This is a genomic window from Rhodococcus sp. 06-1474-1B (assembly GCF_002258885.1).
GTDB lineage: Bacteria > Actinomycetota > Actinomycetes > Mycobacteriales > Mycobacteriaceae > Rhodococcoides > Rhodococcoides fascians.
Window position 1 is genome coordinate 1 of record NZ_NOYR01000011.1, and the last position, 21,954, is coordinate 21,954.

At 64.7% G+C, this 21,954-nt stretch carries 25 protein-coding genes; 7 read left to right on the forward strand and 18 right to left on the reverse strand.

Going from position 1 to position 21,954, the window contains the following annotated elements:
• The 4 genes from CH266_RS03090 to CH266_RS03105 all read left to right on the forward strand — a co-directional run.
• Positions 1-600: lytic transglycosylase domain-containing protein (locus CH266_RS03090; protein WP_094714699.1), on the forward strand; the 600-nt coding region annotated here is incomplete at its 5' end.
• A gap of 70 nt (positions 601-670) precedes the next feature.
• Complete coding sequence (locus CH266_RS03095; protein WP_094621823.1) at positions 671-1,807, forward strand: Mrp/NBP35 family ATP-binding protein; 1,137 nt, start codon at positions 671-673, stop codon at positions 1,805-1,807.
• A 92-nt stretch (positions 1,808-1,899) separates the two neighbouring features.
• On the forward strand, positions 1,900-3,357 hold the full coding sequence (locus CH266_RS03100; protein WP_032369630.1) for an amino acid ABC transporter substrate-binding protein/permease: 1,458 nt from the start codon (positions 1,900-1,902) through the stop codon (positions 3,355-3,357).
• Positions 3,354-4,127 (forward strand): amino acid ABC transporter ATP-binding protein, encoded by a 774-nt coding sequence (locus tag CH266_RS03105; protein ID WP_045840754.1) that lies wholly within the window; start codon positions 3,354-3,356, stop codon positions 4,125-4,127. Before CH266_RS03100 ends, CH266_RS03105 begins: the two co-directional genes overlap by 4 nt.
• A 160-nt stretch (positions 4,128-4,287) precedes the next feature.
• Here the strand turns inward: CH266_RS03105 and tatB are convergent, their stop codons facing one another.
• The 4 genes from tatB to sigE form a co-directional block, all read right to left on the reverse strand.
• Positions 4,288-4,737, reverse strand: coding sequence for a Sec-independent protein translocase protein TatB (tatB, locus tag CH266_RS03110; protein WP_094714700.1), 450 nt, complete (start codon positions 4,735-4,737; stop codon positions 4,288-4,290).
• Positions 4,738-4,755: 18 nt separating this feature from the next.
• Positions 4,756-6,261 carry a S1C family serine protease gene (locus CH266_RS03115; RefSeq protein ID WP_094714701.1) on the reverse strand — a complete coding sequence of 502 codons (1,506 nt, stop codon included), beginning with the start codon at positions 6,259-6,261 and terminating at the stop codon, positions 4,756-4,758.
• Positions 6,262-6,345: 84 nt separating this feature from the next.
• Positions 6,346-6,672, reverse strand: a complete 327-nt coding sequence (locus CH266_RS03120) for a hypothetical protein (protein WP_032365497.1) — start codon at positions 6,670-6,672, stop codon at positions 6,346-6,348.
• A gap of 16 nt (positions 6,673-6,688) precedes the next feature.
• Complete coding sequence (gene sigE, locus CH266_RS03125) at positions 6,689-7,315, reverse strand: RNA polymerase sigma factor SigE (RefSeq protein ID WP_045840779.1); 627 nt, start codon at positions 7,313-7,315, stop codon at positions 6,689-6,691.
• Positions 7,316-7,554: 239 nt separating this feature from the next.
• On the opposite strand from sigE, the gene CH266_RS03130 reads away from it, so the two are divergent.
• Positions 7,555-8,166, forward strand: a complete 612-nt coding sequence (locus tag CH266_RS03130; protein WP_032365496.1) for an O-methyltransferase — start codon at positions 7,555-7,557, stop codon at positions 8,164-8,166.
• 61 nt (positions 8,167-8,227) lie between these two features.
• On the opposite strand, the gene glgC is transcribed toward CH266_RS03130, so the two are convergent.
• Positions 8,228-9,442, reverse strand: coding sequence for a glucose-1-phosphate adenylyltransferase (glgC, locus tag CH266_RS03135; protein WP_027498053.1), 1,215 nt, complete (start codon positions 9,440-9,442; stop codon positions 8,228-8,230).
• 76 nt (positions 9,443-9,518) lie between these two features.
• Between glgC and glgA the strand changes: the two genes are divergently transcribed.
• Positions 9,519-10,682: a glycogen synthase gene (gene glgA, locus CH266_RS03140; protein ID WP_027498054.1), complete on the forward strand. Its 1,164-nt coding sequence runs from the start codon at positions 9,519-9,521 to the stop codon at positions 10,680-10,682.
• Here glgA and CH266_RS03145 read toward each other — a convergent pair.
• The 12 genes from CH266_RS03145 to CH266_RS25285 form a co-directional block, all read right to left on the reverse strand.
• Positions 10,652-11,530: a putative RNA methyltransferase gene (locus CH266_RS03145; RefSeq protein WP_094714702.1), complete on the reverse strand. Its 879-nt coding sequence runs from the start codon at positions 11,528-11,530 to the stop codon at positions 10,652-10,654. The two genes, glgA and CH266_RS03145, sit on opposite strands and share 31 nt — an antisense overlap.
• Before the next feature lie 157 nt (positions 11,531-11,687).
• Entirely contained in the window at positions 11,688-11,855 is a 168-nt protein-coding gene (locus tag CH266_RS03150) for a DUF3117 domain-containing protein (protein WP_008714277.1), read from the reverse strand.
• A gap of 96 nt (positions 11,856-11,951) precedes the next feature.
• Positions 11,952-12,560 carry a DNA-3-methyladenine glycosylase I gene (locus CH266_RS03155; RefSeq protein WP_032383847.1) on the reverse strand — a complete coding sequence of 203 codons (609 nt, stop codon included), beginning with the start codon at positions 12,558-12,560 and terminating at the stop codon, positions 11,952-11,954.
• Complete coding sequence (locus tag CH266_RS03160; RefSeq protein WP_052055088.1) at positions 12,557-12,970, reverse strand: DivIVA domain-containing protein; 414 nt, start codon at positions 12,968-12,970, stop codon at positions 12,557-12,559. The genes CH266_RS03155 and CH266_RS03160 overlap by 4 nt, the downstream gene beginning before the upstream one ends.
• 55 nt (positions 12,971-13,025) lie before the next feature.
• A complete protein-coding gene (locus CH266_RS03165) occupies positions 13,026-13,955 on the reverse strand; it encodes a glucosyl-3-phosphoglycerate synthase (protein ID WP_027498057.1) in 930 nt (309 codons plus the stop codon).
• Positions 13,952-14,812, reverse strand: a complete 861-nt coding sequence (gene folP, locus CH266_RS03170) for a dihydropteroate synthase (RefSeq protein WP_032383848.1) — start codon at positions 14,810-14,812, stop codon at positions 13,952-13,954. The genes CH266_RS03165 and folP overlap by 4 nt, the downstream gene beginning before the upstream one ends.
• 53 nt (positions 14,813-14,865) lie before the next feature.
• A complete protein-coding gene (locus tag CH266_RS03175) occupies positions 14,866-16,641 on the reverse strand; it encodes a long-chain-acyl-CoA synthetase (RefSeq protein ID WP_032383849.1) in 1,776 nt (591 codons plus the stop codon).
• 91 nt (positions 16,642-16,732) lie between these two features.
• Positions 16,733-17,296, reverse strand: coding sequence for a TIGR00730 family Rossman fold protein (locus CH266_RS03180; RefSeq protein WP_230074810.1), 564 nt, complete (start codon positions 17,294-17,296; stop codon positions 16,733-16,735).
• Positions 17,293-18,063, reverse strand: a complete 771-nt coding sequence (locus CH266_RS03185; protein WP_045840749.1) for a TIGR00730 family Rossman fold protein — start codon at positions 18,061-18,063, stop codon at positions 17,293-17,295. The genes CH266_RS03180 and CH266_RS03185 overlap by 4 nt, the downstream gene beginning before the upstream one ends.
• Before the next feature lie 10 nt (positions 18,064-18,073).
• Positions 18,074-19,159 (reverse strand): succinyl-diaminopimelate desuccinylase, encoded by a 1,086-nt coding sequence (gene dapE / locus CH266_RS03190; protein WP_032369637.1) that lies wholly within the window; start codon positions 19,157-19,159, stop codon positions 18,074-18,076.
• A 10-nt stretch (positions 19,160-19,169) separates the two neighbouring features.
• Entirely contained in the window at positions 19,170-20,090 is a 921-nt protein-coding gene (locus CH266_RS03195; RefSeq protein WP_255175824.1) for an SMP-30/gluconolactonase/LRE family protein, read from the reverse strand.
• A gap of 69 nt (positions 20,091-20,159) precedes the next feature.
• Positions 20,160-20,303 (reverse strand): hypothetical protein, encoded by a 144-nt coding sequence (locus CH266_RS25285; protein WP_155289047.1) that lies wholly within the window; start codon positions 20,301-20,303, stop codon positions 20,160-20,162.
• A 204-nt stretch (positions 20,304-20,507) separates the two neighbouring features.
• Between CH266_RS25285 and dapD the strand changes: the two genes are divergently transcribed.
• The gene (gene dapD, locus CH266_RS03205) at positions 20,508-21,461 is read left to right on the forward strand and encodes a 2,3,4,5-tetrahydropyridine-2,6-dicarboxylate N-succinyltransferase (protein WP_027498065.1); all 954 of its coding nucleotides are present in this window, start codon (positions 20,508-20,510) and stop codon (positions 21,459-21,461) included.
• Between the two features lie 90 nt (positions 21,462-21,551).
• Here the strand turns inward: dapD and CH266_RS03210 are convergent.
• A partial coding sequence (locus CH266_RS03210; RefSeq protein WP_141214476.1) for an HNH endonuclease signature motif containing protein occupies positions 21,552-21,954 on the reverse strand: 403 nt, incomplete at its 5' end.

Consider the following 21,954-nt stretch of genomic DNA (forward strand, 5'->3'; position numbering starts at 1 on the left):
CCCGAGATCCCGCCCACACCCGAGCTGCCCACCAACCTTGCTGTCAGCCCCATCGCGATCCCGGTCGTCAACGTCTCCGCCTACAAGAACGCCGAGCGCATCCTGGCCCAGCAGCAGCCCGGCTGCGGCATCAGCTGGACCGTCATCGCCGGCATCGGCCGCGTCGAGTCCACCCACGCCAACAACGGCAAGGTCGACGACTCGGGCGAACTGCACGAGCCCATTCTCGGGCCGGTTCTCAACGGCACCCTCGCCGGCAATCAGGTGATTCGTGACACCGACGGCGGCGCGCTCGACGGCGACACCCAGTACGACCGCGCAGTCGGCCCGATGCAATTCCTGCCCTCTACGTGGAACCTCTACCACGCCGACGGCAACGGCGACGGAGTCTCCGACCCACAGAACCTGTACGACGCGGCCCTGGCCACCGGTATGTACCTGTGCGACGACGGCACCAACGCCCGCGACCTGGCCTCGACCACCCGAGCAATCCTGCGCTACAACAATTCGATGGCCTACGTGGCGAACGTGCTCGCATGGTCGGCCGGTTACGCCACCGGCATCGTGCCCTCCTCGGACCAGCTGCCGCGGATTCACTGAATTCAACGCAGCACTAGATCGAGCTGCCCTGCTGTTCATCGGGAGTCGGCGCACCGCCTAGCATGAAGCAATGGCTGTACTGACCGAATCCGACGTTCGGACCGCGCTGACGAAGGTCATCGACCCCGAGATCCGTAAACCCATCACCGACCTCGGCATGGTCAAGAGCATCGACATCGCCGCCGACGGAGCCGTCGGCGTCGGCATCTACTTGACGACCTCCGGTTGCCCGATGAAGACCGAGATCAGCGATCGCGTGAAGAACGCCGTCGCCGACGTCGAGGGTGTGGGCACCGTGACGGTCGAACTCGACGTGATGAACGACGAGCAACGCACCGCACTGCGCAAGTCCCTGCGCGGCGATTCCGCCGAGCCGGTCATTCCCTTCGCGCAACCCGGATCGCTGACGCGCGTGTACGCGGTGGCGTCGGGCAAGGGCGGCGTGGGTAAGTCCAGCGTGACGGTCAACCTTGCCGCGTCCCTGTCCGCCCGCGGCCTGTCGGTGGGTGTGCTCGACGCCGACATCTACGGCCATTCCGTTCCCCGCATGCTCGGCAACGACGCGCGACCCACGCAGGTGGAGAAGATGATCATGCCGCCGCAGGCGCATGGCGTGAAGTTCATCTCGATCGCTCAGTTCACCGAGGGCAACACCCCGGTCGTCTGGCGCGGACCCATGCTGCACCGGGCCTTGCAGCAATTCCTCGCCGACGTGTTCTGGGGCGACCTGGACGTGCTCCTCCTCGATCTTCCGCCCGGCACCGGCGACGTGGCAATCTCTGTCGCACAACTGATTCCGAACGCAGAGATCCTCGTGGTCACCACCCCGCAGCAAGCCGCTGCCGAGGTCGCCGAGCGCGCCGGAGCGATCGCACTGCAGACGCGTCAGCGCGTCGCGGGCGTCGTGGAGAACATGTCTTGGCTCGAGCTGCCCGACGGTACCCGCATGGATATTTTCGGATCCGGTGGCGGACAGGACGTATCGGATCGCCTCACCAAGGCCGTGGGTGCAAAGGTGCCTCTGCTGGGCCAGATTCCGCTCGACACCGCCGTCCGCGAGGGCGGCGACGCCGGCACGCCGATTGTACTGAGCGACCCGAATTCGCCTGCAGCACAAGCACTCGAGTCGGTCGCCGCAAAGCTTGCGGTACGCGAGCGCGGACTGGTGGGAATGTCGCTGGGAATCGACACGACCCGGAAACTGTAAGGCAGGCGCTTATACCCGACAAACGACGCGGGAGACAGGGTTGGAGCCTTATGATTTGCCTTCAATCCTACTGTCGATAGAGAGTGGCCTTCATGAAGAAGCCGCATCGGGTCAGGCCGGTCGTCGTTCCGGTACTGATCGCACTGCTGATGACCCTGCTGGGATCCGTACTCGGTCCCGGGCTGGCGTCGGCACAACCTGCCCCGCCTGCCCAGAATTACTCGATCGCGACAGACACCACGTTCGCGCCCTTCGAATTCCAGGACGAGACAGGCAAACTCGTCGGAATCGACATGGACCTGCTCGCGGCCATCGCCGTCGACCAGGGCTTCGACTACACCGTCGAACAGGTCGGTTTCGACACCGCACTTCAGGGCGTCACCAGCGGCCAGTTCAACGGAATGATCGCCGGCATGTCGATCACCGACGAGCGCAAGGCCACCTTCGACTTCTCCGATCCGTACTTCGATTCCGGTGTCCAGATGGCGATTCTGGATTCGAACGACGAGATCAAGGGCTACGAAGACCTGCGCGGTAAGTCGGTCGCGGTCAAGAACGGCACCGAGGGTGCGACGTTCGCGACGTCGATCGCCGATCAGTACGGCTTCACCATCCGCAGCTTCGACGACTCCGCGACCATGTTCGAGGAAGTGCGCACCGGAAACTCCGCAGCGGCCTTCGAGGACTACCCGGTGCTCGCCTACGGCATCACCCAGGGCAACGGCTTCAAGACGGTCACCGAGAAGGAAGCCGGTGCCAGTTACGGATTCGCCGTCGCCAAGGGCACCAACGCCCAGTTGCTCGACCAGTTCAACACCGGCCTCGAAAACCTGCGCGCCAACGGCCAGTACGACGAAATTCTCGACACCTACCTCAACGCCGACGCGTCCACCGCCGACACCTCGATCCCCGGCCTGATCGCCAGCAGCTGGCAGTTGCTGCTCAAGGGTCTGTGGCTCACGATCGTGCTGACCGTCATCTCCATCGCCATCGCGTTGGTACTCGGCGGCATCTTCGGCCTGTTTCGCGTCTCGACCAACATCGTGCTCCGCGGCATCGGAACCACCTACGTCGACATCTTCCGTGGCACACCGCTTCTGGTGCAGGCATTCTTCATCTACTTCGGCGTACCCGCGGCACTGAACTTCCAGATGTCCGCGTTCACCGCAGGCATCATCACACTCTCGCTCAACGCCGGTGCGTACATGGCCGAGATCGTCCGCGGCGGCATCCTCGCCGTCGACAAGGGCCAGATGGAGGCGTCGCGCAGCCTCGGCATCAGCTACCTCAAGTCGATGCGAAAAGTGGTGATGCCCCAGGCAATTCGCACGATGATCCCGTCGTACATCAATCAGTTCGTCATCACGCTCAAGGACACCTCGCTGCTCTCGGTCATCGGCCTCGCCGAGCTGACGCAGACCGGTCGTCTGATCATCGCTCGCAACTTCGAGTCGTTCAACATGTGGCTCATCGTCGGCGTCCTGTACTTCATCATCATCATGGCTCTCACCAAGCTGTCGAACCGGCTCGAGAAGAGGATCAACAAATGAGCACCGAACTGACCAAGGACCTGCCGGTCGACAAAGGTCCGGGAACGAAGATCTCGATCAAGGCCCTGCAGAAGGCGTTCGGCGACAACACGGTTCTCAAGGGCATCGACGCCGAGATCGCCAACGGTGAAGTGGTCTGCGTGATCGGGCCGTCCGGCTCCGGCAAGAGCACGTTCCTACGCTGCCTGAACAAGCTGGAAGACATCACCGCCGGATCGGTCGTCGTCGACGGAACCGACCTGACGGCGAAGAACGTGGACCTGGACAAGGTGCGCCAGAACATCGGCATGGTGTTCCAACACTTCAACCTCTTCCCACACATGACAGCCCTCGAAAACGTCATGCTCGCACCCGTCGAGACCAAGAAGATGTCGAAGTCGCAGGCCAAGGACGCTGCCCTGCAGCTGCTCGAACAGGTAGGACTGTCCGAGCGGGCCGATTACAAGCCGGCCAACCTCTCCGGTGGACAGAAGCAGCGCGTCGCCATCGCGCGAGCACTGGCCATGAACCCGTCGATCATGCTGTTCGACGAAGCCACCAGCGCCCTGGACCCCGAAATGGTCGGCGAAGTTCTGCAGGTACTGCGCGACCTCGCCAAGGGCGGTATGACGATGGTGGTCGTCACCCACGAAATGGGCTTCGCGCGTGAGGTCGCGGATCGAGTGATCTTCATGGCCGAGGGCGTCATCGTCGAAGAGGGAACACCCGACGAGCTGTTCGGGAATCCACAGAACCCACGCACCCAGGACTTCCTGAACAAGGTGCTCTAGCCACTGGCCCGCCCGCTCCCGCCGCCCGCCCCGCCGCGGATCAATGCGCCTTTGTTGCACTCAGAGCGACTGAATTCCACATTCATCCGACGGGGGGCGCAGCGGTCGGGCGGGCGCAGCCTGCAGACTGGGTGGTTCGTCGGGCCGGTTGGGGCTATGCCTACGTGGCGTCCGCGTCGATGGGCGGGGTATCGCCGGCCGCGAGTTTCGGCTCGTTCTTGCTCATCGACACTCCACCCTGAGGAGCGCCGTTCTGCGGCGTCGGTCCGCCCATGTTCTTCGGCTTGGTGTCGAAGGGCTTGCCTTTGAAGGTGTCGTCCAGCGGGTTCTTGAAGACCGAGTCGTCGCCGTCGAGCAGGTGTTTGGTGATCACGGCTCGCGGTGTCATGCCGCGGAGCTGGTTGAGGTCGGCGAGGGGCTTACGCAGGTCCTCGAAGTCGGTGCCGAGCTCGTCCTTGAGTTGTTGGCTCGCGCCGTTGGCGTAGTCCTTGACCTGGCGGAGGGACTTCGACACCCAGCTGATGGCACCGGGGAGACGATCCGGGCCGAGGATGACCAGAGCTGCTACGAGGAGAATGACGAGCTCTCCCCAACCGATGTTGCCGAACACGGGTGCCAGCCTACGTCGTCAGTCGGAAACCGGCGTGACGGACAGGTCCACCAGCCGTCCGGAGCGGACGAGTTGCACCGGCACCGCCTGGCCGATCGTGGTTTCCTGCACCGCGACGACGAGCTCGTCCGCGTCCCCCACCGAGCGGTCGCCGACCTTGGTGATGACGTCCCCTTCGACGATTCCGGCTTGCTGGGCCGGCCCACCGGCCCGGACGTTGGCGACTTCTGCGCCGGCCGAGGTTTCGTTGATCACCGAACGCGCGTTGATCCCGAAATCCGGGTGCCGCATGACGCCGTCCCGAATCAGGGCCTGCGCCACCTCGGTGACCTCGTCGACGGGTATCGCGAAGCCCAGTCCCACCGATCCGCCGCTCTCGCTTCGGATGGCGGAGTTGATGCCGATGACGCGACCTTCGAAGTCGATGAGGGGGCCACCGGAGTTACCCGGGTTGATGGCTGCGTCGGTCTGTACCGCGTCGATGACGGCGTTGGTGTCGGTGCCCTCCCCCGACAGCGCGACGGGGCGGTCGAGCGCACTGACGATGCCCGAGGTGACCGTCTTGTTCAGGCCGAGCGGCGACCCGACGGCGATGACGTCCTGGCCGACGCGGACGTCGTCGGAGCGTCCGAGCTGAGCCTCGGTGAGGTTGCCGACGTCGGTCTTGAGCACGGCGAGGTCGGTCTTGGTGTCGCGGCCGACGATGCGTCCGGGCACTTTGGTGCCGTCGGAGAAGGTGACTTCGAGGGTCGACTTGTCCTCGTCGGATGCGGCGAGCGAGATCACGTGGTTGTTCGTGACGATGTAGCCCTCGTCGGCGTCGATCACGACGCCCGAGCCGGTGCCTCCGGTCTCGCCGAGGGTCACCTGAATGGAGACGACCGACGGCAGGACCGCGTCGGCCACCTTGCTGATCTGGCCGCGTGGGACGTCGTCGCCACTGGACTGGGTCAGTGTCACTTTCTGGCTGGTCAGTGCGCCGGTCACTTCGGCGGTCAGGCGGCCGAACAGTCCACCGACCAAGCCGATGACGAGGGCAACGACACCGAGTACGACGAGCGCCCGCACGGATACCGATCGCCCGAACAAGACGTCGCGCACACCGAGCTTGGTTCCAGGAGGGAGCACAGGAGGTGGTGGGGTGTCGAGGGCCGCGCCGCCCAGCGACACTCGGGACGCGGGATCACGCCACGGATCGGCCGGAACCTGGGGGCCGGCGTCGGACTCGTCGACGGCGTCGGGGTCGCGCTGCAATGACTCGGTGGCGTCGTCGGGACGTCCGAAAGCCTCGGCCAGGACGGGGTCCGGCGGCCGGACCGACAGCCGGGAAGGCAGTTGTTCGTCGGGGCGACGTGGGGAGAACGAACCGCCGACGTCATCGGGACGTCCGAACACCGAGGCCGACACCGGATCGACGGTGGGTCGATGGACCGGACGCGGCGGCAACCGTGGACCCTCGTCTGCTGTGCCTGCGGTCTCGGTGCTGGTCGAATTCGATGTCACGCGTCCGGTTACCCCTCGCATACGTCGGTGTGAGAGTTCAGTATCACTCGAGCGGTCGGGGCAGCTCGATGCAGGTGAGGACTCGTCGGGCAGAAAACGCGGCGGTCAGCGTCGACGACGGCGCACGGCCTCGACGGACGCCATGAACGACCGCTTGGATCGAGCGGGCCCGTCTTCGCCTGCACAGGACGGAATCTGGCTCAGCAAACCGAGGAGCGAATGTGGCATCGACATCTCGCCTGCTCCGCGGAGCGCACGACGAGCCTGCTGCTGCGCCTCGACCTCGGCCGAGCATTCCGGGCATTCGGAGAGGTGGTGAGCGGCGCGGAGGTGAGCGGGCATTCGTAGTTCACCATCGACGTAGGCTGCGACGGCTTCACTGGCCAGATGTTCGGTGGAGCTGAATTGCCGAGGCTTGCGTGCCTGCGTCATCCAACCCTCCTCGTAGCTAGTGGACACTTGCGTGACCCGAGTCGACCTTCCCGTGCACTCGAAGGTACTCCCGTAGCGCGTGACGGCCACGGTGAATGCGACTACGAACCGTTCCGAGCTTGACGCCCAGTGTCGCACCGATCTCTTCGTACGACAGTCCTTCGATGTCGCACAACACGATTGCGGCGCGAAACTCGGGTGCCAGCGAATCGAGCGCAGACTGCAGATCCGGGTCGAGGCGAGCGTCGTGGTAGATCTGCTCGGGGTTGGGCCGGTCCGACGGAACGCGGTCGTAGTCCTCGGGCAGTGCTTCCATGCGGATACGGCTGCGGCGACGAACCATGTCGAGGAACAGGTTGGTCGTGATGCGGTGCAGCCAGCCCTCGAACGTTCCCGGCTGGTAGTTCGACAGGGAGCGGAACACGCGGATGAAGGTGTCCTGAGTCAGGTCCTCGGCGTCCTGGGCATTGCCGGAGAGGCGGTACGCGAGTCGGTAGACGCGGTCGCCGTGTTCGCGAACGAGCTCGTCCCAGGACGGCATGGTGGAGTTCTCGCCGGTCGCATCGAACACTGCGGTGCCGCTGAGGTCGTCGGGGGTGGGCACGGACTCGGGTAGACGAGCGATGTCGCGATCGCCGTTGATCTTGTAAATAGTTGGATCCTCCTGCTCAGGACTGCGTACGTCCTTCTGATTCAACCGACGACTACCCTCGGATGTTCCAGCTCACACTTCGCAATCGAGACGGACCTGCGATTCCTCCATAGCCTGACCGACCCGCGTGTGGGTCCGGTATGAATCACCTGAGGCCGACCTGAGAATGTGTGCGTGAGATCGAGCCCCGGGCACGATAACCTCGGGACGTGCCGACCAACGCCGAGAAGATGCTCGCTTATGCCGAAGACTCCGCTCAGGAGGACGAGGTTCTGATCGCAGCCAGAGAGCGAGCCGTCGACCTCGGTGCCGCTCCGGTGCCGCCGTCCGTCGGTGCCATCCTGAGCATCTTCACTCAGATGCTCGGCGCGAAGACGGTCGTCGAAATCGGAACGGGCGCGGGAATCAGCGGCCTGTGGTTGCTCGACGGGATGCGAGCGGACGGTGTACTGACCACCATCGACACCGAGCCCGAACACCAGCGGGCAGCGCGAGAAGCATTCCGGGCAGGGGGTATTGCGCCGTCCCGCACTCGGCTCATCAACGGCTGGGCCTTGGACGTACTCCCCCGATTGGCCGATGACACCTACGATCTGGTCTTCATCGACGCCAGCCCTGCGGACCATCCACACTTCGTCGCCGAGAGCGTGCGGCTGCTACGCCCCGGCGGAGTTCTGGTGCTGCACAACGCATTGCTGGGTGGCCGGGTTGCCGACCCGACTCAGCGCGACGCGACTGCGGTGGCCGTTCGATCGGCCGCGCGTGCCATCGCCGAGGACGAGCGCCTGACGACGGTGCTGCTCCCTCTGGGCGACGGGTTGATCTGCGCGTCGCGCGCATGACCATGTGAGTGGAAATTCGTAGCACGCTACGAACTTCCACTCACATGCCGCAGGCTCTGCTCTAGATCCAGACGCCCTTGCCGACGGAGACGACTCCCCCGGCACTGACGTTGAAGCGTTCCCGGTCGCGTTCGAGATCGACTCCGACGATTTCGCCGTCACCGACGACGACGTTCTTGTCCAGGATCGCGTGCCGAACGACGGCACCCTTGCCGATCCGGACTCCGGGCATCAGGACGCTGCCTTCGACGGTCGCGCCGCTGTCGATCATGACGTTCGAGCTCAGTACCGAGTTTCGGACGGTGGCGGCGCTGAGAATGCAGCCGGCACCGACGACGGATTCCTGAGCGAGGCCGCCCTGGACGAACTTGGCGGGCGGCAGATTCTCGGCCGATCCGCGGATGGGCCAGCGGCGGTTGTAGAGATTGAAGATGGGATGCACCGACACGAGGTCCATGTGGGCGTCGTAGAAGGCGTCGATGGTGCCGACGTCTCGCCAGTAGCCGCGATCGCGTTCGGTGGCACCGGGAACGACGTTGTCGTTGAAGTCGTAGACCGAGGCCACGCCTGCTTCGACGAGCGCCGGGATGATGTCGCCGCCCATGTCGTGGTCGGAGTCGGAGTTCTCGGAGTCCGCCTTGATGGCATCGACGAGCACCTTGGTGGTGAACACGTAGTTGCCCATCGAGGCGTATGTGACGTCCGGGTCGTCGGGGGTACCGGGCGGCTGCGCCGGCTTCTCCAGGAACTGGGTGATCTTGCCGTTCTCGTCCGAGTCGATGCAGCCGAACGCGAATGCCTCGCTACGTGGAACCCGGATACCCGCGACGGTGACGCCCGCTCCGGAGTCGATGTGCTGCTGCACCATCTGCTCCGGATCCATTCGGTACACGTGGTCGGCACCGAAGACGACGATGTACTCGGGGTCCTCGTCGTACACCAGGTTCAGCGACTGGAAGATGGCGTCGGCGCTGCCGGTGTACCACCGGGGGCCGAGACGCTGCTGTGCCGGGACCGGAGTGATGTACTCCCCGGCGAAACCGGACAGTCGCCACGTCTGCGAGATGTGGCGGTCCAGGGAATGGGACTTGTACTGAGTCAGCACGCAGAGCCGGAGGTAACCGGCATTCACGAGATTGCTCAACACGAAGTCGATGAGTCGGTAGGCGCCCCCGAAGGGAACGGCTGGCTTGGCTCGGTCCGCGGTCATCGGGTAAAGGCGCTTACCCTCTCCGCCGGCAAGCACAATCCCTAGTACGTGCGGTTGTGTCCTCACCCACCCAACCTATCCGCACCGAGAGAACCTTGCTACCAGTACACGCACAACTGCCGGGGAATGTAGGTTCGTTCACGTGCGAGTAGCGATGATGACCAAGGAATACCCGCCGGAGATCTACGGTGGCGCAGGAGTTCATGTCACGGAGTTGACCGCGCAGCTGAAGTCGCTGTGCGAGGTGGACATCCACTGCATGGGAGCTCCGCGCGACACCGCACAGGTGCACGATCCCGATCCTGCACTCGCCGGAGCCAACGCAGCACTGACGACATTGTCGGCGGAGCTGCGGATGGCCAACGCGGCAGCGGGAGCGGACGTGGTGCATTCGCACACCTGGTATACCGGGCTCGCCGGCCACCTCGCGGCCGAGCTGTACGGAGTTCCGCATATTCTCACCGCGCACTCGCTCGAGCCGCGTCGGCCGTGGAAGGCCGAGCAGCTGGGCGGCGGTTACCGCATCTCGTCGTGGTCGGAAAAGAACGCGGTGGAATACGCCGACGCCGTCATCGCCGTCAGCGAGGGCATGGCCAAGGACGTGCTCGACGCTTATCCGCGCCTCGACCCGAGTCGAGTCCACGTGGTGCGCAACGGGATCGACACCGAGCGGTGGTACGCAGATCATGGCACGTCGACTCTCGACGAGATCGGGGTGGATCCCAGCAAGCCGATCGTCGCGTTCGTCGGCCGCATCACCCGGCAGAAGGGCGTGGGTCACCTCATCGCTGCGGCGCACCACTTCGATCCGTCGATTCAGCTCGTCCTGTGCGCAGGCGCGCCCGACACTCCGGAGATCGCCGCAGAAACCGAACGCGCAGTGGCGTTATTGGCCGAGCAACGCAGCGGGGTCTTCTGGGTCAAGGACATGCTCCCCACCGACAAGATTCGCCAGATCCTCTCTGCCGCAGCGGTATTCGTCTGCCCATCGGTGTACGAGCCGCTCGGCATCGTCAACCTGGAGGCAATGGCCTGCGAAACCGCGGTCGTGGCGTCGGACGTCGGCGGCATCCCCGAGGTCGTCGACGACGGCCGCACCGGACGGCTGGTGCACTACAACTCGTACGAGCCCGACGTCTTCGAGCGAACCCTCGCCGACACCGTCAACGAGGTCGCTCTCGACCCCGCACTGGCGACGGCGATGGGGAAGGCCGGCCGCGAGCGGGCCGTTGCCGAATTCTCGTGGGCGTCGATCGCGAAACAGACCCTCGCCGTCTACAACGACGCGCTGGCGCGTCGGGGCTGAGAGATCTTTCGGTAGGTCGACACCGTCACCGACGCGGTGACCGGGACGGTGTCGGGCAAATCCTTCAACGCCGCGGACCGCGCGTGGGGGTCACCGTGCCGAATCGACGGCCCCATACCGATGAGTTCCTCGATGTCGTTGTGCGAGAGCATCATCGAGTACTCGAGCGGGGTCTCGGCCACCGACTCGAAGAGACCCGACAACGACGCACCGAGCCGACGGGTCTTGTCCTCGTCGACGCCGATCAGCCCCAGCGGCCCGCGCAGTTCTCGCTGATGCCGCGACGTCGGCGTGACGACCACCAACGTGCCGTCGTCGCCGAGAACTCGATGCAGTTCACCGGCGTTGCGCGGCGAGAACACACACGTCACCGCAGACACGGCACCCGCCCGAATCGGTAGCCCGCTCCAGATGTCCGCGACGACGCACCCGAGCCGCGGATGCGACCGCGCGGCTCGGCGCGCCGCGAACTTGGACACGTCCACCCCGACCCCCAGCGCGGCCGGACGCGCGTCCAGGACACCTGCGAGGTAATACCCGGTGCCGACCCCGACATCGAGGACCACGTCCGACTCGGGCGGAACAGCCGCCGACACCGCCGCCGCGATGGGCTCGAAATGACCGCCACCGAGGAACTTCTCACGGGCTGTGACCATCTCGGCCGAATCACCGGCGAACTTGCCGCCGTCGCCTGTCAACAGGCTGACGTACCCCTGCCGAGCCACGTCGAACGAATGACCACGATCGCACCACAGACTCCGATCGCTCTCCCCGAGGCCCAGGCCTGACTCGACCTCACGGACGCGGCACTGTGGGCAGACCAGCAGATCGACGACGTCGGTCAGCATCGAGCACCTCTTTCGTATCGAGACAGATTCTCCGGCACTCCCCCGGAAACGACCTGCCGATCACAACACCGCTGATGACAACCCTGCTGATGACAACACAAAGCCCCGCTGGCCGGTGCGGCGAGCGGGGCTGAGCGATGATCGATCGACGTGGCGATCAGCCGGTGACGCCCTTCAGTTCGTCACCGAGTGCCGCGGCCTCGTCGGGGGTCAATTCGACGACCAAACGGCCGCCCCCCTCGAGCGGGACACGCATGACGATTCCTCGTCCCTCTTTGGTTGCTTCGAGGGGACCGTCCCCGGTCCGGGGCTTCATCGCCGCCATCCTCTGCTCCCTCCAGATCTGCGCCCACCTGCTCGGCGCCTCGGCCTAAAAGATAAATTCGTCGCGGGGCGACGGAGTGTCCTGTGCCATTCTTCCCTATCGCCGTCGATGGGGGGAACCTGAGTCGGTATTCGTGACCTGCACCCAACACCTCGACAGGTGATCGTCGACCATTCCGGTGGCCTGCATCAATGCGTAGGCGGTAGTCGGACCGACGAACCGTAGCCCGCGGCGTTTGAGCTCTTTGGCCAACGCCGTCGATTCGGGTGTCGACGCGGGCACGTCGGTGAACTCCGTGAGCCGCTGTGACCTGGGCTCCGGCGCGAAAGACCACAGCAGAGTGTCGAGATCGGTGTCGTCGAGGTCGACGATCGCGCGAGCGTTGCTCACCGCCGCCTCGATCTTGAGCCGATTCCGCACGATCGACGCGTCGCTCATCAATCGCTCCACATCGGCGTCGTCGAAGCGGGCCACTGCGTCGGGATCGAATCCGGCGAAAGCAGTGCGGAAGCTTTCCCGCTTGCGCAGGATCGTGATCCACGCCAGGCCCGACTGAAACGCTTCCAGACACAGGCGCTCGTAGAGCTCATTGCGGCCGTGCAGCGGCTGCCCCCACTCCGTGTCGTGATAGGTGCGATACAGCTCGTCGTCGGTGGCACCCCACGGGCAGCGCAGCTTGCCGTCCGGCCCCGCGACTGCGCTCACCGTTCGTCCGACTCGACCGTGCCTGTGACGCCCGAACTATCCGTGAGGCCGGCACTGTCGGTGAGGCCAGAACTATCCGTGAAGCCCGCACTGCCGGGCTGCCCCGACAGCGGGGATCGAGAACCTGACTCCTGCGCCGCGGACAGCCGTGACCGCAGCATGTCTATCTCGCCGCCCAGGCGCTCGAGAGCCCAGTCGACTTCGCTGGGCTTGTAACCCCGCAACGTCTGCTGGAACTTCAACGCGCGCACATCGGCACCAGTGACTCCTTCGGCCGGCAGCACTGTTGCGGTGGTTCCCTCGGGCAACGGCCCCAGCTCTTCACCGCGACCGAACACCGCTGCGGCGATGAAGAACAACGCCGCAGCGACGACTGCAATGACGATGATGTAGATCAACAGCGTCAACATGCCACGATCTTGTCACGGCTGTCCGACACGTCGGCCGGACGCACCTGGTGGTCGGTCAGATCAGCGAGTTCATCGCCGGTCGATCGGCCAACGACACTTCGGTCGAGAACGGCTCGAACGAATCCCCTGCCACGCGGAACTGCATCAGTCCGGCACCGGAATCGACCATGCCGCACCGATTGAGCATCGTTCCGACGATCTGCCGACTCATCGCCCCGAGTTCGACAAGCGGCCGATTGCGATGCTTTCGCACTCCCAGGTTCACCTGTCCGATGGCCTGCAGACCGAGCCGGTCGTACGTGTCGAGAAGCAGGCCGATCTCCACCCCGTAACCGGGCGCGAACGGCACCGCCGACAACAACTCGCGAGTGCCCGCGTACTCCCCGCCCAGCGGCTGGATCACGCCGGTCAACTCCGGGCGCAGCGCCGCGAGCAAGGGTCGAGCCACCAACTCGGTGACGCGTCCACCGCCGTTGGCGTCCTCGGTGCCACTGACGCGAAGTGGACGTCGGTAGTAGCCCTTGACGAGATGAATGCCGTCGCCCATCAGCAGAGGTCCGAGCAGTTTCGGCACGAACGCGGGGTCGGGATTGATCAGATCGGAATCGACGAAGGCGATGAGGTCACCCGTCGACGCCGCGACCGATCGCCACAGCACCTCGCCCTTGCCCGGTACCGGATCGAGCCCCGGTACTGCCTCCTCGCGACTGATGACACGGGCACCGGCCGCTCTCGCGCGCACCGCCGTCTCGTCGGTCGAGCCCGAGTCGAGCACGATCAGTTCGTCGACGAGGCCACCGAGCAACGGGTGGATGGTGTCGATGACGGCAGCCACCGTCTGTTCCTCGTTCAGCGCCGGAAGCACCACGGACACCGTGCGGCCCGCCTTGGCGGCCTCGAGCTCGGCGATGGTCCATTCGGGGGTGTCCCAGCTGTTGGTCTCGGACCACATTCGGGTCACGTCCGTTCGATCGGCCAGTGTCATGCCAGCCCCCTGACCGTCCGCGCCGGGGTTCGTCGTCCCTGGATCGCTGCCACCATGTCGACGACTCTTCTGGTCGACGCAACCTCGTGCACCCGGAACATCCGGGCTCCGCCTGCTGCGGCCAATGCTGTCGCTGCCAATGTTCCCTCCAACCGGTCGGCGAGCTCTACCCCTAGAGTCTCGCCTACGAAGTCCTTGTTGCTCAGCGCCATGAGCACAGGCCACCCGGTGTTTACAAGAACGTCCACGCGACGCAACAACTCGAGTCCGTGATAGGTGTTTTTCCCGAAATCGTGGGTCGGATCGATCAGAATCGAATCTTTCTTCACCCCCTCCGCGACGGCATTGTCGGCAGCTGCGGTGACTTCCGCGATCACATCGGCCACGACGTCGGTGTACCGAACCCGGTGCGGACGGGTCCGCGGAACGGCACCGCCGGTGTGCGAGCAGACGATCCCGACTCCCTCGGCAGCAGCGACGCGCACCAACTCGGGATCGGCTCCGGCCCAGGTGTCGTTGATCAGATCGGCTCCCACACCGCAGGCCAGGCGAGCAACCTCGCTACGCCAGGTGTCGACACTGATCAACAGATCCGGATAGGCATCCCGGATCGCCTCGACGAACGGCACGACGCGGCGGATCTCCTCCGCCGCGTCGACGAGGTCACCGGGGCCTGCTTTGACGCCGCCGATATCGACCATGTCGGCACCCTCGGCGACAGCCCTGTGCACGGACGCCATCGCTGCATCGTCGGAAAAATTCGCGCCCCCGTCGTAGAACGAGTCGGGGGTGCGATTGACGATCGCCATGACCAACGCGCGATCGTCGGCGACCGGTTTGCCACAGAGGGTGCTCATGAAATCAATAGTGGCACGCAGATTTCACCGCACCCGATCGGCGGGAACCGGCCCTATCCCTTGGGGGCCTTGCCTGCGGCAACCTCGTCGACGTAGCCGTCGTAGAACTTCTCGTAGCCACCGGACTTGCCGCGCAGCACGTGGAGTTCGCTGTCACCGTCTTCCTGGAACCCCAGCTTGCGTAGAGCGACCTTCTGGCTCTTGAACGTCGAGGTCTGCTCGAGGCTGTCGACGATGCGTACGAACAGCGGCACCGCGTACGTCGGCAGCTTGTCGTAGAGGTGCTCGGCGAACGACTTGCCGTCGAAGGACTCACCGTCGCGCAGGGTCACCGCAGCCATACCGGCCTTGCCGTCGGCACCCTCAATATCGACGCCGTAGACGACGGCACCGTCCACTGCCGGGTGGCTACCGAGTGCACCCTCGACCTGGGTCGTGGCGACGTTCTCGCCCTTCCAGCGGAAAGTGTCTCCCAGCCGGTCGACGAATGCGACGTGCATCCAGCCCTGCTTGCGAACGAGGTCGCCGGTGTCGAACCACGCGTCACCGTCCTTGAACCCGTCGCGCACCATCTTCTTCTCGGTGGCCTTGTCGTCGGAATACCCGTCGAACGGTGCCCGGTCGGTGATCTTGGACAGCAGCAGGCCCACTTCACCGTTACCGACCTTGCGGAGCTTGCCGTCGTGGCCGCGCTTGGCCTTGCCCGACTCTTCGTCGTACTGCACCACGGCATACGGCAACGGGCAGATTCCGGCGGTCTTCTTCATGTTCAGTGCGTTGATGAAGGCGATGTTGCATTCGCTGGCACCGTAGAACTCCGCGACGCGGGAGATACCGAAACGCTCGGTGAACTCCTCCCAGATCTCCGGTCGCAGTCCGTTCCCGACGATCAGCTTGACCGAGTTGTCCCGGTCGGAATCCTTCTTCGGCTGCGTGAGCAGGTACCGGCAGAGCTCACCGATGTAGGTGAACGCCGTGGCCTTGTTGACGCGAATGTCTTCCCAGAAGTTGCTCACCGAGAACTGCTTACCGATGGCCATCGTCGCGCCGCCGGCGAGCACCGAGGACAGCGTCACCGTCAGCGCGTTGTTGTGATAGAGCGGAAGGCAGCAGTAGATGACGTCGTCGCCGCGCAGTCGCACGCCCATGTTGCCCAGGCCCGACATCGACTTGAGCCAACGGAAGTGGCTCATCAGGCTGGCCTTGGGCATGCCCGTCGTTCCCGAGGTGAAGATGTAGAACGCCTTCTCCTTGGCCTGGATCTCCGCGGTGACCGACGGGTTGGCCGTCGACGCCTTCGCGGCCAACTCGCCGAGCTCCTTCAGCGGCAACACCGACCCGACCTTGGGCTCGTTGTCCAGAGAATCCAGTGCTTCCTGCGCGTTCTCGTCGAGGACCAGCACCTTCGCTTCGAGAATTCCGAGGCTGTGCTCGAGCACGTCGCCGCGCTGGTTGTAGTTGAGCATGCCTGCGGTGGCACCGAGCTTCACGGCAGCCAGCGCCGCGAACAGCGCCTCGGGGCGGTTCTTGCTCAGCACACCGACGACGTCGCCGCGTACGACCCCCCGGTCGGTGAACACTGCGGCGTACTGATTGACCAGCGCGTTCGCGTCCTTGTAGGAGATCGACTCACCCTCGAAACGGACGAACGGTCGACTGCTGTTCTTGGCTGCCGCGTCCTGGAAAATCAGTCCGATGGAGACCTTGTGGTCGGGCTTGCGGGTGAAGCCCGCCAGCCCCTTGAGCAGGCTCGGCACCTCCGTCACCATTTTCGGCAACGCGACCGCGAGGTCGGTCACTCCGATTTTCTGACGGGCATCGACAGCCATGAGCTCCCCTTTGAGACGATGTGAGATAACTAACCCTACTAGAGAGTAACAACTTCCAGCACTTCGTCAGGCGGGCTCGGTTGGTGAACTTTCACAACGCGCCGCACACGTCCAGGGCCTCGTCGACAGAAGTGGTGCGCACGAGCGCGTCGAGCGCTCGTTGCTGCACGAACCCGGTGGAGCTCAGACCGTCGATCCACTGCATCAGGCCGTCGAAGTGCCCGAACGGATCGAGCATCACCATCGGCTTGCTGTGCATGCCCAGATAGCCGGCCGTCCACGTCTCGAAGAGTTCTTCGAGCGTTCCGATGCCGCCGGGCAACGTGATGAACGCGTCGGCTCGGTCCTCCATGATCTTCTTCCGCTCACGCATCGTGTCGGTGACGATCAACTCGTCGGCATCGACGTCGGCGACCTCGCGGTGCACGAGCGCTTTCGGGATGACACCGACGGTGTTGCCTCCGGCTGCGCGTGTCGCCGCGGCCACCGCGCCCATCATCGAGACGTTGCCGCCGCCCGACACCAGCTGCCAACCACGTCGACCGATCTCGGTACCGACCTCACGCGCCAGATCGATGAACGACGCGTCGACCGGTCCCGATGCGCAGTAGACACACACGCTGATCCCCGAAACGCCGACCGGCTGCACGCTCACTGCTGGGCCTCCCGGACGATGCGGACGGCCTCGTCGACGCTGTCGGTGCAATGGATGAGGTCGAGGTCCTTCTCGGACACCTTGCCTTCTTTCACGAGAGTGGTCTTGATCCAGTCGAGCAATCCCGACCAGAAGTCCTTGCCCAGCAACACGATCGGGAATCGTGTGACCTTCGCGGTCTGCACGAGTGTGAGCGCCTCGAAGAGTTCGTCGAGAGTACCGAAGCCTCCGGGCAGGCACACGAACGCTTGGGAGTACTTGACGAACATGGTCTTGCGTACGAAGAAGTATCGAAAGTTGACACCGAGATCGACCCAGTCGTTGAGGCCCTGCTCGAACGGCAGCTCGATGCCCAGTCCGATGGAGTACCCGTCGGCCTCGCTCGCGCCGCGGTTCGCGCCCTCCATCACACCGGGACCGCCGCCGGTGATCACGGCGAAGCCTTCACGCGCCAGGGCAGCTCCGAGTTCACGCGCCCGCTCGTATTCGGGATGGTCGACGGGTGTGCGCGCCGAACCGAACACCGTCACCGCTCGCGGCACCTCGGCCAGAGCACCGAAACCTTCGACGAATTCGCTCTGAATGCGCAGCACGCGCCAGGTGTCCGAGTGGATCCAATTGCCGGATCCGCGTTCGTCGAGCAATCGTTGGTCCGACGTGGACGTCTCGGTGTTTCGACCGCGGCGAAGTACGACGGATCCCTTGTGTTTGGCGGGCTTTTCGCTGCCGATCTGTTCGTAACTACCTGGGTCGTCGACGCTGTTCATGGCGTTCAGGCTATCCGGCGGAGAGGTAGCTCCGTAGAACCTGTGTGACGTGGGTGATCTGTTCGACCGGGACGCGCTCGTCGCGCTTGTGGGCGAGGTTGGGATCGCCCGGTCCGTAGTTGACTGCGGGTATGCCGAGGGCGGAGAACCGGGAGACGTCGGTCCAGCCGTACTTGGCCCGGAACTGTCCACCCGCTGCCTCGATGAGGGCAGCGGCAGCAGGCTGGTTCAGCCCGGGCAGCGCACCCGGTGACGAGTCGGTCACCTCGAATCCGAGATCGAGTCCGTCGACCACCTCACGGACATGCTCGACGGCCTCGTCGACACTGCGGTCCGGTGCGAAGCGGAAATTGACGTCGAGCTCGGCGGCATCGGGGACGACGTTGCCCGCCACCCCTCCGGCGATCCGAACTGCTTGCAGCCCTTCGCGATATACGCATCCGTCGATATCGACGCTACGAGCGTGGTAGGCCGCCAGCCGATTGAGCACCGCACCGAACTTGTGAATGGCGTTGTCGCCCAACCAGGATCGGGCACTGTGCGCTCGGGTTCCCGACGCCGTCAGCCGAACACGCAGTGTGCCTTGACAACCGGCTTCGATGAACCCTCCGGACGGTTCGCCCAGAATCGCCACATCGGCGTTCAGCCATTCGGGTAGCTCACGTTCGATGCGACCGAGACCGTTGCGTGAGGCAGCAATCTCTTCGCAGTCGTAGAACACCAGAGTCAGGTCGTGTGCCGGGTTGTCGATCGTCGCGGCGAGGTGAAGAAACACCGCATCGCCCGACTTCATGTCGACGGTCCCGCAGCCGTGCAGGATGTCCCCCTCGGCGCTCTCGTGCTCGCGCCGCGACGGGACGTTGTCGGCAATCGGCACGGTGTCGAGATGACCGGCGAGCATCACCCGTGAACCCAGCCCGCGGTTGGTTCTGGCCAGGACGGCGTTGCCGCTCCGAATTATCTCGAAGCCCGTGGTCTGCTCACGGAGTGCCTGCTCCACCTCGTCGGCGATACGCGACTCGTCCTCACTGACGCTGGGGATGTCCACCAGCGCTGCGGTGAGGTCTATCGGGTCGGCATGCAAATCGAGCGTCACGGCGACAACCCTAGGCTTTGGGCCCCGGAATCTCGCGGACCACGCCGTCGAAGCCTGCGCCGAACAATCTTCCGCTCGAAAACCCCTGCTCGGAGCGACCGTAGGAGACGACACTGGTCAACCGAGTGCCGGTACCGATCACGCAGGTGACCCCCGGAGCATCGATGCGGACGACGGAACCGCCTGCATTGAGCGGTACCACCGGACGGCCGGCGGCGTCGAGAGTGAGACCGTCCGGGGCAGCCAACGAATCGAGCCCCTTCAGATCGAGCAGGTCTTCCGGTGCCGACGGATTCGCAATCGGGATTCGACTGACGCCCGCGTTCACGAACGTCCGAGAGACGTAGAGATATTTCCCAGCGGCATCGAGCACCGCGCCGTTGGCGCTCGGCAAGCGCGCCCAGCTCGGGTCGACAGAACCGTCGGGGCTGATTCGGCCGATGAGCGAACCGAAGTCGTTGGTGGCGTAGACGGTTCCGTCCGCAGCAACGGCGAGTCCATTGGCAGCACTGAGTCCCTTCGCAAAGGGAGTGGCGGCAAGGGTGTCGATGTCGAGTCGAACGATGCCGGCGGCCTTGACGACGTCTCCGACGAATACACGGGGATCGGCACCGTAGCCGACCAGGAGCGTCCCGTCGGGCATCCACGCCAGAGCTCCGCCGCCGCCGCTGGGAACCTTCGCAATGGGATACGCGGGCTGTCCAGGTGCGTCGATGCGGTACACCCGGCCCGAGACGATATCGGTGACATACGCGCGGCCCGACCCATCGACGGCAAGGCCCTCCAGCGCAGCCCCAGGAATTTTCGCGACCTCTGCCGACTTCCCGCCGACGCCGGCGCAGTTGGGTGCGGCGGCTGCGGTACCGGAACCGGCTACCACACCGGTCACCGCCAGGAGTGTTGCAGCGACCACCGAGATTATCGAACGCATAGCTATTGACCTGCTCGAACTCATGGAATCCCCCGCCTACGGCGACCCCCTGTCAGCCGATGGGCATTTCTACCATGCCTCGGCGACAACCAAGCCGAAAGCGACTCCGAGAATGATGGTCGAAGCGAAGGTTGCCACCAACCCGGTGAACGACATCCCGTCGGCCATCATCGACACTGCTCCTCTTCCGAGCGAAACCCTGCGGGTGGTCATTGTCGTCACTCTGTCAGCCCACCGGCCCCGGGCCGGTCTCCGCGAATCCCGATGTGGTCACGCTCGTCAGTCGAACGGATAACGAACCGCCGTCGTGACCGAACCGGCGACTACCGCCGGTCGGTGTGCCCGGAAATCACCGGGGAACCTGCGGCGCCCAGTCACCGAACCACGCACGACGCACCACCGCGTATTCTTCGAGCCGTGAGTGCACAGGGAGCAACAGCAGTAGGTATTGCCAACATCACGACGTCGGGCGTAGTTCTCGACACCTGGTTTCCGAGCCCGGAGCTCGGGTCGGGACTCGAGGCCGGCACGACTCGGCTCGAAGGATCTGACATCCCCGCGGAGCTGGCCGCGCTGGTCGGTGCGGACGAGGCGCGCGGCGTCGAGGTCGTCGCAGTGCGCACCAACATCGCATCTCTGGACGATGCTCCGATCGACGCCCACGACGCGTACCTACGACTGCATCTGCTGTCGCATCGCCTGGTCGAGCCGCACGGTCAGAATCTCGACGGACTGTTCGGACTGCTCGCCAACGTCGTCTGGACCAACTTCGGACCCGCAGCGGTCGAGGGCTTCGAGACTGTGCGTGCGAAGCTACGTGCCCGCGGCCAGGTGACGGTGTACGGCGTGGACAAGTTCCCGCGTCTGGTCGATTACGTCGTTCCCACCGGCGTCCGCATCGCCGACGCCGACCGTGTGCGCCTCGGTGCTCATCTGGCCAGTGGAACGACGGTCATGCACGAGGGCTTCGTCAACTTCAATGCAGGCACGCTCGGTAACTCGATGGTCGAGGGACGCATCTCCGCGGGCGTCGTGGTGGGTGACGGCTCCGACGTGGGCGGCGGTGCGTCGATCATGGGCACGCTGTCCGGTGGCGGCAAGAACGTCATCTCCGTCGGCAAGAGCTGCCTGCTCGGTGCCAACTCCGGACTCGGCATTTCACTCGGTGACGACTGCGTCGTCGAGGCGGGGCTGTACATCACCGCCGGAACGAAGGTCAGCGGACCGGATGGAACCGTGGTGAAGGCGGCGACGCTGAGCGGCAAGTCCAACCTCCTGTTCCGTCGTAACTCGCTCTCGGGTGCGGTCGAGGTTGTGCCGTGGAAGGGCACCGGCGTCGAGCTGAACGCTGCGTTGCACGCCAACGACTGAGAGCCTGATCGACTCCAATCGATTAGTCGGACAATCTCTTCCAGCCCCGCACCGTGTTCTCGGTGCGGGGCTGGTGTGCGTTCGAGGGGCCTATGCGATGTGGGGGCCTGCTCGGGCGTGGGATTGTCTCGGTTGTCGGTAGGGGTCGACGGATGCCGGCGGTACGAACCAGGGGTGCTGATCGGTGCCGATGAACACTTCCCAATCGGAGTGGTGGATGAGTCGGTGGTGGAATCCGCACAGGAGGACGAGGTTGTTCATGTCGGTGGGTCCGCCGTCGGCCCAGTGCCAGATGTGGTGACCTTCGGTCCAGGCGGCGGGTTTTCCGCAGCCCGGGAACGCGCAACCGTGATCGCGGGCAGTCAACGCACGTTTCTGTTTCGCGGTGACGGTCCGGGCGGTGCGGGCGAGGTTCAACGGGTTGCCGTTCTCGTCCATGACGATCGCGGTGAGAACACAGTCGCAGGCCAGTTGGCGAGAGGTGTTGCGGGAG